Raw genomic sequence first — 12256 nt, 5'->3', positions numbered from 1 at the left:
CCCTTATCCCTCCCATACCACATAGCCTTATTTAATAGGAGAAATTATGGAAACATTAGAGTATTTTTTGCCACAAGTATGGTTTGTGATTTTAGCTCTTTTTCTATTCCTTTATGTAATGTTAGATGGATTTGATTTAGGGGTGGGGATATTATCTCTGACCTCTTCAGATGAAGAACGACGCAGCATTTTGATGACCAGTTTAAGCAATATTTGGGATGCTAATGAAACTTGGCTAGTTTTAATGGGAGGCGGTCTTTTTGGTGCGTTTCCTTTAGCTTATGCCACAATTTTGAATGCCTTATACATTCCGATTTTTTTAATGGTGTTTGGGTTTATTTTTCGTGGTGTGGCGTTTGAGTTTCGTGAATTAGCAAACCGCAAATTGTTTTGGAATTTCGCTTTTGGTGCTGGGAGTTTTACTGCTGCACTCGGTCAAGGATTCGCCCTTGGTGCTGTGCTGGCGGGGATTAATGTTGATGATACGGGACACTTTATCGGCAAAACTTGGGACTGGTTAAATATACCATCGGTGCTAGTGGCTTTAACTTTAATTCAAGGATATGTGTTAATTGGTTCAACTTATTTGATTTGGAAAACTACAGGAGAATTGCAGGAAACTCATTACAAAACTGCCAAAATCGCTGCTTGGACGACTTTAATTGGTGCAATTTTCATTACAGTTACAACACCGATAATTTATGAAAATGCGCGTTTACGCTTGTTTCAGCAACCTCTAGTTTATATTTTTGCCATCATTCCTTTATTGGGAGTTTGGTTGATTTGGCAATTATTGAAGAGTATAGAAAGCAAACAAGAAAGAGCGCCTTTTATTTGGACAATTTTGTTGTTTGTACTATCTTTTATTGGGTTGGGATTAATTGTCTTCCCTTACATTATTCCTAATAAAATTACTATCTATGAAGCGTCTGCCGATGCGAGTTCGTTGGTAATTATGATTATTTTTATTGGGTTTCTCATTCCTGTAATGCTGTTTTATAACCTTTACCAATACATTGTTTTTAGAGGTAAAGTAACTGGGCGTAGCTATGGTGAATAAAGTATAAATTCTGAATTCTTAGCTTTGATTTTTTCAAATTAACAATTGGTCTACCGCTACACTAAAACCCAATAATACTTTTGAGTCCTAACTACATCACCAGCTGTAAACCCTAAAACTTGCAAGCCTCCATTTTGATTAATTAAATGTACAACCTATGAAGTATTTTTTTAAATCATGACCAAATCATTGTCTACTTCTTCTAATTCATAACCATTAGTGAGTTTAGCGATCGCTTGGTCAATCATTTCTAAACCGCGATCTACGGTTTCAATGACACTTAGTTGTCCTCGTAATTCCGCAGCACCGACAAAGCCCTTAGCATACCAAGTCATGTGTTTGCGGGCTTGACGAACACCGCGATCGCCTTTATATTCCCACAAGGCTTGTAAATGATCTCTGGCACATTGCAAGCGTTCGATTGGGGTTGGCGGCGGTAATATTTCTCCAGTTTTGAGAAAATGATCGATTTCTCCCACCAAAAACGGATAACCCAAAGTTCCACGGGAACACATCACACCATCAGCACCGGTTTGTTCTAAACATTTCACCGCCGCCTCAATGGAAAAAATATCTCCATTGGCAATTACTGGAATCGCAAGTATTTCCTTGACACGGGCAATCCATTCCCAACGCGCATTACCATTGTATCCTTGGGCACGAGTGCGACCGTGTACTGTAATCATTTTTGCCCCTGCATCTTCCATCCGCTTAGCAAAGTCGAGAATAGTAATTTCTTTGTCATTCCAGCCAATACGGGTTTTCACTGTCACAGGAACATCCACAGCTTTCACCACTTCTCGTACAATTGCTTCTGCAACTTCTGGTTGGCGCAGCAGAGAAGAACCACCTCCATTTTTAGTGATTTTATTTACCGGACAACCCATATTAATATCAACAGTGTCAGCGCCTTCTGCAACTGCCTTTATTGCTGCTTCTGCAAGGAAATCTGGACGACAATCAAATAATTGAATACTAATTGGGCGTTCGTTGGGGTCTACCTCCATAATTTTGGGCAATTGTTTAACATAATGCAACCCAGTAGCATTGACCATTTCGGTGTACATCATGGAATCGGGTGCATAACGACGCACTAAGCGCCGAAATACCAAATCTGTGACCCCAGACAAAGGGGACTGGAGAACCCGGCTTTTGACCTCGAAGGAACCAATTTTTAAAGGTTGAGAAAGTCTAGCTTGGAGAGTGGGAGACAGGGAAATCATACGATAAATTAAAGATTCAAAATTGCGATGCCGAAAATTTTCAGCATATTTAAGACTGGTTATTGGATTTGTTAATTACATCTTCTCAGATTTAGGACTTACGCAAAAGTATGAATAAACTAACCGCAAAGGACGCAAAGGGCACGAAGTTATAAGAGTTTGAGAGAGTTCTTGCGTAAGTCCTCAGATTTTCTCTTGAGTTATATTGTTTAAGCATCTTGAGACGGAGATTGTTTTTGGATTTCTTGCTGTACCTCTTCTAAATTCAAACCTAACTCTTTTGCTGTTTCTTCAAAACTCAATCCCAACCTCAACAATAAAGGAATCATTCTCAATTTTGCTTCACGCACCCCTTCTAGCTTGCCTTCTAGCTTGCCTTCTAGCTTGCCTTCTAGCTTCCCTTCTAGCTTTGCTTCTTGATAAACTCGTGTTTGTTTTAAATCACTTAATCCAAACATCCCTTCAATTTCCTCCCGACTCATACTTGGAAACTTGTAAACCAAAATTGTCTCTATTAATTCTAATAACTGCTGCCGTTGTGGTTCAATGTTGATTTCTTGCCTGGTTCTGTCTATTAACTGTCTGGCAGCTGTAATTGCTGTATCCTGATTATCGATTACTAATTTAATCGTAGCAATTCCAACAGGCAATGATGCAGTTTCACCTAATTCGTTAAGATAAATGCAACTGATACGCTGGCTAGCGAAAAGTTCACTGTAATTCTTGATGTCTGCTGTATCTAAACTGCGATTGGGATAGATAACCACTCCCCGCCAAGAATTTTTAGGTTGATTTTGACGTAAGTACAAATAAATTTCTGAAATTAGCCGCGAATAAATTTCTGTATCAGTTTGAAATTGCACTTCAACAAAATAGATAGGGTTTTCTTCTCCTTGGGTTGGCAGAAAAACACCATCAATGCGGAACGCAGTTTGTTTAATTTCTATTGAAGAGAATTGATAACCTGCTGCGGTTTGCGGTGGGTTGCCAATTAATTCAAAAAATATACTAGGAAATTCTTGAAAAAGACGGTAAAAAATGCTGTCAGTTTTCACTTTTGATGTGTTGTGCAGATTTGCAGTCTTGTGATTTTATCGTAGTAATATCATGTCCGGATAATTAGTTATGCCACAGCCATTGCACCCCACCCCCTAATCCCCTGCCCTTGCTAAGAAGAGCAAAGACAAAGCGTAGCTTTGGCTGTTTGGGGTTTTTCGGATTTAATAAGTAATCAAGCGGACATGATATGATATCAAATTTTTTTCCAGTTACCAGTCCCTATTTTTAAGGCAGGTCTGGTTTTTAATCCAAAATCTAAAATCCAAGATTGGTATAAGCCGACTGCCGCGATCGCGCCGTCGGCATACAAATTGATTTAACCGCGAGTTGCACCTTGAGGAGGATGAGAGGCAACTTTTTTGGCTAAACCCAAAGTCTGCAAAACTTTGATACTCCACCAAGTAATATCAATTTCCCACCAAGATAAGCCAGATTTTGCCATGTGGGGATAAGTATGATGGTTGTTGTGCCATCCTTCACCGTAGGTGACAAGGGATACCCACCACAAATTACGAGCGCCATCATTAGCATCAAAGGTACGATAACCCCACAAATGTGATGCAGAGTTGACAAACCAAGTTGAGTGCCAAAGCAAGACGCATCTGACAAACATTCCGTAGATGACAAAAGACCACCCCCCTAAAGCATATAACAGCAGCCCGAAGGGAATTTGTAACAGTAGGAAATAGCGATCTAACCAGCGATAGAAAGGTTGTCTTGCTAAATCTGGGGCATACTTTTGATAGGTTTCGTAGTCAAAAAACTCTGGACGCGGGTAGAAAATCCACAGCATGTGACTCCACCAAAATCCTCGTTGAGCAGAGTAGGGGTCTAGGTTGATATCTTCGGTGTGGGCGTGATGCTGGCGGTGTCCACCCACCCAAAAAATTGGCCCCCCTTGCAAAGCTAGGGCCCCAATGGTGGCAATAATGTATTCTAACCACTTGGGAACTTGAAAACTCTTATGGCTTAGCAGTCTATGATATCCCAAGCAAATACCAATACTGCCAAATAACCAGTGGAGAAAAATCAGCAAGCCTAATGCTGACCAAGAAAAAAACCAAGGAGCCAGAAGTGCTAAGACATGGAATGTGGTAAAAAATGCTACGTTACTCCAACTCAGTTGAGGAGGATTTGCTTTCTCAGGGATGGTGTCTTTGCCGAGCGCTCCAAAATTTGTGGTCATAAAAATTCCTGTTGATGGACGATCCAGCGATTTGCCTTTTCTCCCAAGGTTTTTCCAATACATACACCAAATGGTTAGAGTGAGCTAGGGTCATCTTGGGGGTTTTTCCCATTAGCAACTAGCAAACCGATAGGATACACTCAAGCAAGTATCGCTTACATTTTATCCTAGCAATACTCTTCTCATGATGCAAGTGCTACTTGCATATTCCTATGTCTTCTCAACTGATTTCAACTCGTCAACGACTGATCCAAGCTGCACTTGAGTTATTTACCACTCAGGGAGTTAGTGCTACCACAACCCGCCAAATAGCTGAAAAAGCTGAAGTCAACGAAGTGACTTTATTTCGCAATTTTGGCAATAAACATGGACTACTTTTGGCTGTGCTGGAAGAGTCCGCAGCTTTCAAAAATTTAGGTGAGTCGCTGGTGCGGCGGGCAACTCCTCCGGGTAATGTTTACCAAGCGCTCAAAGATTATGCAAGTGATAGCTTACATGCTTTAGAACGAGTACCAGAGTTTGTTCGCTCTGTGGTGGGAGAAGCCGATCAATTCCCGGCAGAAAATCGCCGTGCCTTAGGCAGGGGTGTAACAGAGGCAAACCGTTATGTGGCGCAGTATTTAGCTACCATCATCCAGCAAGGACACTTTAACACCTATCTACCCGCAGAGAAATTAGCCAGTTTGCTCAATGGGATGATTTTAGGATATGCCGTAATTGAATTTACTAGTGAATTTCATGAACTTTGGGAAGATCGGGATGATTTTCTAGAGAATTTAGTAGAGTTATTTTTACACGGGGCGATGTCATCCTCAGGGGAATCAGCGACTAATTCCTTACAAGGAAGCGTAATGGCCGCAGAAATAGCTGATTTGCCTGCTAATTTAGTTCATATAATTTTGCAACAAGCCAAGAAATGGGGACTACGAGATTATGCCTTAGCTTACGTGTTATTTGGTGCTGGGTTATCGCCCACAGAAATAATTAACTTAGAGCGATCGCACCAAATTTACGATACTCAAGGATACTTCTTGCAAATTACAATTCCCGGACTTGTGCGACAAGTACCTGTCAACCAGTGGATTTTAGGCAAACGCTACGGCTCCTACACTAACAACCCTTTAATTAAATGGGTGAAAAGCCGTAAAGACAATCAAACAGCCATGTTTCTTAATGAAACAGGCAAACCAATTTCTGAATCAGAACTTCAGACACGTTGGCAAACATGGAGCCAAGGATTACTAACGCCCCAAGGAGAACCGCCAGTCATCGTCCAAGCACAACAAACCTGGCGAGTAGAAATGTTAATGCGGGGAATTACCTTAGAAAACTTGAGTATTTTAACAGGTTGCGATCGCACCCAATTACAACCCTATGCCCGCCGAGCCAAAGAAAAAGCCGCCCTAGAGCAAGCGACTCGTTTGGATAATAAATTGGGATGAGGGAGATGGGGAGACTTGTACTGAGCGGAGCCGTTGGCGCAGCCTCTCGCAGAGAAGTATGGGGAGATGGGGAGGTGGGGAAAATAATTCTTAACTTCTAACTCCTAACTCCTAACTCCTAACTCTTAACCTCAGTCACCATGCCTAATCCCCCAATTAATTCAACGGTTCCATAATGACTCTTAAGCCTTTGCTAGAGAGTGTTTTGAGCATTTCTTTAGCGTTGTATTCGCTGTCAAAAACTCCTGCTTGCATTACTTTTTGACCTTGCCAAACTGTGGGAAAGGCACCAGGAGCAAGCGATCGCACTAAGTCTCTATCTTTATCTGTTATTAATGTCACTACTATGCGATAACGTATACCGTACTGTGTTCCTGTGTGGCCTCTGTAAGAGATAGTTGTAGAATTTGCAACTGGTATTTTTGGCACATTGGGAGTATCGGTAACTGGCAAAGGTGTTTCATTGCCTAAAGCAGTAGGTTCTAGTATTGGTAATGATTGCTGCGTTTGATTACCTGTGTTGGGTATTGCTGGCTGGGGTGCAGTAAATTCAATGGTGTTTGGATCGATTTGCACGTAATTAAACTGTGCTGGGGTGGAATTTACAACTTGATTAGTGGAGATTTGCCTAGCTGGTAAGTTGCTAGGAGTGGGAAATCCAGCAACTTGAGAGCTTGGTGGTTGTTGAGTGGATGTAGGGGGAGAAAGGGTTACACTTGCTGGTTGCAATGGCAACAGTTGGCTGTTTAATTGTGCAGGAACAAGATTATTGGCTGAAATACTGTTACTGGTTTGCTGGGGAGTTGGGGGCGATGAGGATACTGACTCAGGAACAAGATTATCTGCTGAAATATTATTACTGGTTTGAGTATTAGTGCTTTGTGAGAGTTCAGGAGCCGAAAAAGTGATTTCACCAGACGGTGGTATTTCTGGTATCTCGTTGTTGGACACAGGGGTAGGGTAAGAATTTTCAGCTACTACTGCTGTTGTACCGTTGAGATCTACATTACCAGCAATGCGATCGCTCCCCAAGTTATTGCCAGCAGCAGAAATCACTTGCTTGGCAGCGCTGGCGTTAATATCGTAACGGCCATTATTTTGAAATTGATTACCCCCTGGTTCTGATGCGTTGCCTAAATCTGGCATTGCTTGGGCGATGGCTACTAAACCATCTTCTTTACTATCTTGAATCAGATTATTCCTTAAAACCGGGCGAGCATTTGCTTGGACTATAATTCCCGACCTATTATTCTGAATTTGATTGCTTGTAACAACAGGTGCGGCATTTTGGGCAATATTAATGCCAAAGCCGGTTTCCTGAAAGATATTTTCCTTCACTTGGGGACGGGAGTTACCAGCAATTGTGATGCCATTAGCGCCATTGCCCTGGAAGTAATTTTTGCTAATCAAGGGGGCAGCATTACCACTGACGGAAATTCCATCTTGGATATTACCCGTAAAGGTATTTTCCACAACCACCGGATTAGTAGATTCAATCCACAAACCATAACCACGACGGTTTGAATTTGTCAGCGTCACCCCAGTTAGCACTGCTTGGTTTGCTGCCACAATTGTTACATTTTGACCGCCAAAACTGCGGCTGAGGTAATCACCACCTCCTTGAACGATCACATCCTTGCCGCGATCGCCCGGATTTCCTTGAATGGAAACACCTGGTTTTAGCATTAAAGGAAATACCTCTCCCGTCTCAGTGCTATAAGTACCAGGGGAGAGGATAATTACCGTATTGGCCTTGGCTAATCGCAGCGCTTGAGTAATGGTTTTTACCGGAGCCGATTCACTACCATTACCTGCACTGTCGTCGCCAACATTGGCATTGACAAATACCACATTCCCCTGAATATTGCTGGTTTCACCTATGGGTGCGGAATCTGGTGTCGATGGCATCTGAGCGATGGCACTATCCACCCTTGTTAGTTTGAAGCTAAAAGTAACAATCAGTACATAAAAACTTAAAACTAACAGCTTTTTCGCTTCGAGAAACTTTTGTTTTCTTTGCAAAAAATATACATTTTTGTACGTACTAAACCCAAAATAGGGAATCATTTTTAACATAACTCCTTCAAGTATCAATAAATTCTTATACTTTTAGACACCACTATGCCGATAATATTACCCACATATTGGTCTATTGGCGACTAATCAAACAAGAAAGTGTCAATAGCACACAGTTCTGTGCGCCCCGACAACAGTTTAGCGATCGCGCCCCATGATTTACCGCACAAATACCTTATTTTTTCTCAGCGCAACCTTCTAAAACCTTATTTTCCAGGATAAAAATTGCCGAGTAGGGATACTCTTTATCTGACATTCCATCGCTACAAGTATCAACTTTTTTGATAATTAAGATGTTGTTGCCTTTCCCTTGGAGTCGGTAGACTCGCAGTAAATCTGCGGGACGAGCTTCTGCTTTTAAGGGTGCAACATAGGAGAAGGTTTGTTTTTTGACATCTGGTGACGAATAAACAATTCCTCTCTTGCTCACAGTAACACTCCAAAAAGGTTCTGTACCCCTAGCGATGAATTCTTCACTTTTAATCGTTTGGGCAATTTTTCTATGAATCAAGAATTCATTAGCACTGCTGGGGGTGTTAGCGAGTAAAGTTGCACCCAATCCAAGCAGAGAAACATAATAAATGAAAGTTTTCATATATAAAGAATTTATGCCTATTAAATGGAACAATTCTACATTATTTATGACATATATTAATCGTATTTCAGTTGTGAACAATATCGGTGTTCACTGTTGAATGTTGACTCACAAATTATTTGGTATTGCTTACCTACAATAGGTTTTGGCCGGGACGATAGTATCGGCGTTGCGTAAGTCATACCATATAGAGTGAGTAAAATAAAGGTACAAAAAGTAATGAATAAGTCATTTTTTCGGTTAGAAGTAAAAAATATTAGTAAATCATATTCTGGGCGTGTGGCAAATCATCAGATAAACTTGGCAATTCAGCCAGGAGAAATTCATGGAATTTTGGGGGAAAATGGGGCGGGTAAGAGTACTTTAATGAAAATTATCTATGGCTTGGTGCGCCCGGATGCTGGTGAAATTTTTTGGCAAGGGCGACAGGTTAATCTTAATAGTCCACAGTCGGCGATATCTCTGTCAATTGGAATGGTATTTCAGCACTTTAATTTATTTGAAACCCTGACTGTTACAGAGAATATTGCCCTGACACTGCCTCGTAGCGAAAAATGGGATTTATCACGAGTTGCCAAAAGAATTCTCACTTTATCAGCAGTATACGAACTCAATATAGACTGCGATCGCCCTGTTCATACTCTTTCAGTTGGTGAAAAACAGCGCTTAGAAATTCTCCGGTGTTTGTACCACCGTGCAAAATTACTGATTTTGGATGAACCAACGGCGGTTCTCACTCCTCAAGAAACAGAAAGACTCTTCGCGACTTTAAGGCAAATTGCCTCTGATGATTGCAGTATTTTATTCAGTAGTCACAAGTTATTAGAGGTGCAATCTCTGTGTAGCCATGCTACAGTTTTGCGTCACGGTGAAGTTGTTGCTAATTGTAACCCCAAGGCAGAAACACCAGCCAATCTAGTCAGGATGATGATTGGTGTTGATGTGCAAGGAATTGGAGACTCTTTGTTAGGGACTGGGGAAGAGGATGAGAGAAAAGAAGAATTATTTTCTGCTTCATTGGCCTCACCTTCTGATGGGCATTTAATAACTACTAAAAAACCCAAGCAACAACCACCAGGGCCAGTTTGCTTGTTGGTTAAGGATTTACATCTTAAACCCCAAAATGCTTACGGTACAACTTTGCAAAACATTAATTTAGCAATTCACACTGGCGAAATCGTTGGTATTGCCGGAGTAGCGGGCAACGGACAAACGGAGTTATTATCAGCTTTGAGTGGTGAAATCATCTCTCCTGAGGCAGAAATGATTATGTTAGGTGAAATGCCCATAGGCAAAAGTAATGTTGCTCAACGTCGCCGCTTGGGATTGGGATATGTTCCAGAAGAACGTTTAGAAAAAAGTGTAGTGCCAAATTTCAGTTTACTAGAAAATGCTTTGTTGACAGCCCACGGCCAGGGATTGTTACGCCAAGGAGTGATTCGCTTTAGCAAGTTAAAAACCTGGACTCAACGAATTTGTGATGCTTTTGATGTTAATCCAAAACAAATAAATTCTATTGCTGCTAGTTTATCGGGGGGGAACTTGCAAAAGTTTATTATGGGGCGGGAGATATCCCAAAATCCAGCAGTATTAATTGCAGCCCATCCGAGTTGGGGTGTAGATGTAAACGCCACTGCCAAAATTCATGAAGCATTAATTGAAATGCGAGATACCGGTGCAGCAGTGCTAGTGATTTCTGAAGATTTGGATGAATTGTTTGCATTGTGCGATCGCATTGGTGCAATCTATAAAGGACAACTTTCACCTCTCAAAGCAATTCCAAATACTCACCGCGATGAAATTGGTAGCTGGATGGGAGGGTTTGGTTTTCATTAAAGAAGGGAATAGGTAACAGGTAACGGGCAATATAGGAATCCTATTTGATTTTTGAACAAAATTCCGTACACTTTACTCTTTTATAACCCTGTTGCCTATTCCCTATTGCCTCTTGCCTGCCTATACAGATCAGTTCATTAATCAAATCGGACTGCTATAGTTTTCTATTATCGCTTTGGGGAAGATGACAGTTATCTGTTGACTGTTCAATGCCCTGTTTGGCTTGTTCTGTAGTGGAAACCTCTGCGTCCCTGGAGGGTTTCAAAATATTATCTGTACGTGACTTAACAATAACTATAGGAATTTTCAGAACTTATGAATGGAGATACAAAATTTTTTCTCATCTTTGGTTCAATATTCGGTGGTGTTGGCACCATAATTACTGTCACAGGCATCATTATTGGATTAAACACTCGTTCTTTTGTAGCTTCGGCAATTCCAACGCAAGGGACAGTCATCGAGTTAGTGCAACGTTGGTCAACTGATAATAAGGGGCGTTCCTCTTATGTGTATTATCCAGTGGTGCAATATACTACTCCTTCTGGCGAATCAACAGTATTTGAATCAACTTCAGGTACTAACCCACCACAATTTACTAAAGGTCAGCAGATAGAAATTCTCTACGTTCCTGACAAGCCAGGTTCAGCAACAATCAACTCCTGGTTCAGTTTATGGTTTTTACCTTTAATGTTCACCGGCTTGGGATCGATTTTTGCTGTAGTTGGAGGAGTTGTACTACTCAAGTCTTTTCCTGGTTTAATGCGAAGGAATTCACAATTCAAATAGTCACCATAGCAATTTTATTTTAGTTGTGAAAAATATTGAGGTTGAGTGTTGAGTGTTGACTGTTAACTGTTAATAGTCAACAAACCTAACATGTAATATTTCGCAAATTATTTGGGACTTGGTTTTCTTTACCCGGTAAAACCTTAATTTTTTAGCAAATAATTTTTCCACGTCAACTCTACTGTAATATCAACTTGGTAACATCACGTGATTTGATTTAACAATGGCACGGCAAGCCCAAATAAAAAGCTCTACTAAATCCTGGTTTCCTGAAATTCTCAAAACAACTTTGATTTTTCTGTTAGTCTTAGGGCTATTTTTAATGGGACTTGCCAGTCACATTGCGCGCCAATCGTTTCCCCAAGAAAGTGGCACAATTCAACTACCTGGACTGAAAGCTGAAGTAACCGTTCAGCGTGATAAATGGGGAATTCCCCATATTTATGCTGCAAACTCCCACGATTTATTCATGGCTCAAGGTTATATTCACGCCCAAGACCGTTTTTGGCAAATGGATTTTTGGCGACATGTCGGTTCTGGGCGACTTTCTGAAATGTTTGGTTCTTCTCAGGTTGAAACTGACAAATATCTGCGGACAATGGGTTGGGGAAGGGTGGCGCAGCAAGAGATTCCGCACATCAATGCAGAAATGAAGGCATATCTGGAAGCTTATGCGGATGGTGTAAATGCTTATTTAGCAAAATATCAAGGCAGCACCTTGAGTTTAGAATATGCTGTACTCAAGTTCCTCAATCCTGGATATCGACCAGAACCTTGGCAAATACTCCATTCTTTAACCTGGGGTAAGGTGATGGCTTATGATTTGGGAAGAAATTTTCAGAGTGAAATTGAACGTGCAATACTGCTTAAAACTTTGACTCCTAGTGAAGTTGAGGAACTGTTTCCGCCTTATCCTGAGAATTTGCCCGTGATATTGCCAGAGTTAGAGAAGAAAGAGGACGCGGGGATAGGGGGACGCGGGGACGCGGGGAT

At 41.2% G+C, this 12256-nt stretch carries 10 protein-coding genes; 5 read left to right on the top strand and 5 right to left on the bottom strand.

The genetic code is table 11. The annotated features are described in order from the left end of the window. Positions 1 to 46 precede the first annotated feature (46 nt). The gene (gene cydB / locus GNE10_RS23505) at positions 47 to 1060 is read left to right on the top strand and encodes a cytochrome d ubiquinol oxidase subunit II (RefSeq protein ID WP_185567228.1); all 1014 of its coding nucleotides are present in this window, start codon (positions 47 to 49) and stop codon (positions 1058 to 1060) included. A gap of 170 nt (positions 1061 to 1230) precedes the next feature. Here the strand turns inward: cydB and dusB are convergent, their stop codons facing one another. The 3 genes from dusB to GNE10_RS23490 form a co-directional block, all read right to left on the bottom strand. Further along, on the bottom strand, positions 1231 to 2283 hold the full coding sequence (gene dusB, locus GNE10_RS23500) for a tRNA dihydrouridine synthase DusB (protein WP_185567227.1): 1053 nt from the start codon (positions 2281 to 2283) through the stop codon (positions 1231 to 1233). Positions 2284 to 2492: 209 nt separating this feature from the next. After that, positions 2493 to 3338, bottom strand: a complete 846-nt coding sequence (locus GNE10_RS23495) for an Rpn family recombination-promoting nuclease/putative transposase (protein WP_185567226.1) — start codon at positions 3336 to 3338, stop codon at positions 2493 to 2495. Between the two features lie 320 nt (positions 3339 to 3658). Next, a complete protein-coding gene (locus GNE10_RS23490; protein ID WP_185567225.1) occupies positions 3659 to 4528 on the bottom strand; it encodes an acyl-CoA desaturase in 870 nt (289 codons plus the stop codon). Positions 4529 to 4740: 212 nt separating this feature from the next. Here GNE10_RS23490 and GNE10_RS23485 point away from each other — a divergent pair, with 212 nt between their 5' ends. Then, the gene (locus GNE10_RS23485) at positions 4741 to 5970 is read left to right on the top strand and encodes a TetR family transcriptional regulator (RefSeq protein WP_099071978.1); all 1230 of its coding nucleotides are present in this window, start codon (positions 4741 to 4743) and stop codon (positions 5968 to 5970) included. Positions 5971 to 6126: 156 nt separating this feature from the next. Here the strand turns inward: GNE10_RS23485 and GNE10_RS23480 are convergent, their stop codons facing one another. Together GNE10_RS23480 and GNE10_RS23475 are read right to left on the bottom strand one after the other, a co-directional pair. Next, the gene (locus GNE10_RS23480) at positions 6127 to 7992 is read right to left on the bottom strand and encodes a DUF1565 domain-containing protein (RefSeq protein ID WP_260447017.1); all 1866 of its coding nucleotides are present in this window, start codon (positions 7990 to 7992) and stop codon (positions 6127 to 6129) included. Between the two features lie 229 nt (positions 7993 to 8221). Then, positions 8222 to 8641, bottom strand: a complete 420-nt coding sequence (locus tag GNE10_RS23475) for a COG3650 family protein (RefSeq protein WP_185567224.1) — start codon at positions 8639 to 8641, stop codon at positions 8222 to 8224. A 219-nt stretch (positions 8642 to 8860) separates the two neighbouring features. Between GNE10_RS23475 and GNE10_RS23470 the strand changes: the two genes are divergently transcribed. The 3 genes from GNE10_RS23470 to GNE10_RS23460 all read left to right on the top strand — a co-directional run. Next, on the top strand, positions 8861 to 10477 hold the full coding sequence (locus GNE10_RS23470) for an ABC transporter ATP-binding protein (protein ID WP_185567223.1): 1617 nt from the start codon (positions 8861 to 8863) through the stop codon (positions 10475 to 10477). A 315-nt stretch (positions 10478 to 10792) separates the two neighbouring features. After that, positions 10793 to 11263 (top strand): DUF3592 domain-containing protein, encoded by a 471-nt coding sequence (locus tag GNE10_RS23465; protein WP_185567222.1) that lies wholly within the window; start codon positions 10793 to 10795, stop codon positions 11261 to 11263. Between the two features lie 223 nt (positions 11264 to 11486). Further along, positions 11487 to 12256 (top strand): penicillin acylase family protein (locus GNE10_RS23460; RefSeq protein ID WP_185567221.1); only part of this gene is annotated, 770 nt, incomplete at its 3' end.

This window comes from Nostoc sp. 2RC, assembly GCF_014222165.1.
GTDB classification, from domain to species: Bacteria; Cyanobacteriota; Cyanobacteriia; order Cyanobacteriales; family Nostocaceae; genus Nostoc; species Nostoc linckia.
The sequence above is the reverse complement of the archived record's forward strand: the minus strand, read 5'-3'. Positions and strand labels throughout refer to the sequence as shown.

Coding starts and splice junctions, on each gene's coding strand:
- cydB (WP_185567228.1), top strand. CDS start 47: ATGGAAACATTAGAGTATTTTTTGCCACAAGTATGGTTTGTGATTTTA.
- dusB (WP_185567227.1), bottom strand. CDS start 2,283: ATGATTTCCCTGTCTCCCACTCTCCAAGCTAGACTTTCTCAACCTTTA.
- GNE10_RS23490 (WP_185567225.1), bottom strand. CDS start 4,528: ATGACCACAAATTTTGGAGCGCTCGGCAAAGACACCATCCCTGAGAAA.
- GNE10_RS23485 (WP_099071978.1), top strand. CDS start 4,741: ATGTCTTCTCAACTGATTTCAACTCGTCAACGACTGATCCAAGCTGCA.
- GNE10_RS23475 (WP_185567224.1), bottom strand. CDS start 8,641: ATGAAAACTTTCATTTATTATGTTTCTCTGCTTGGATTGGGTGCAACT.
- GNE10_RS23470 (WP_185567223.1), top strand. CDS start 8,861: ATGAATAAGTCATTTTTTCGGTTAGAAGTAAAAAATATTAGTAAATCA.
- GNE10_RS23465 (WP_185567222.1), top strand. CDS start 10,793: ATGAATGGAGATACAAAATTTTTTCTCATCTTTGGTTCAATATTCGGT.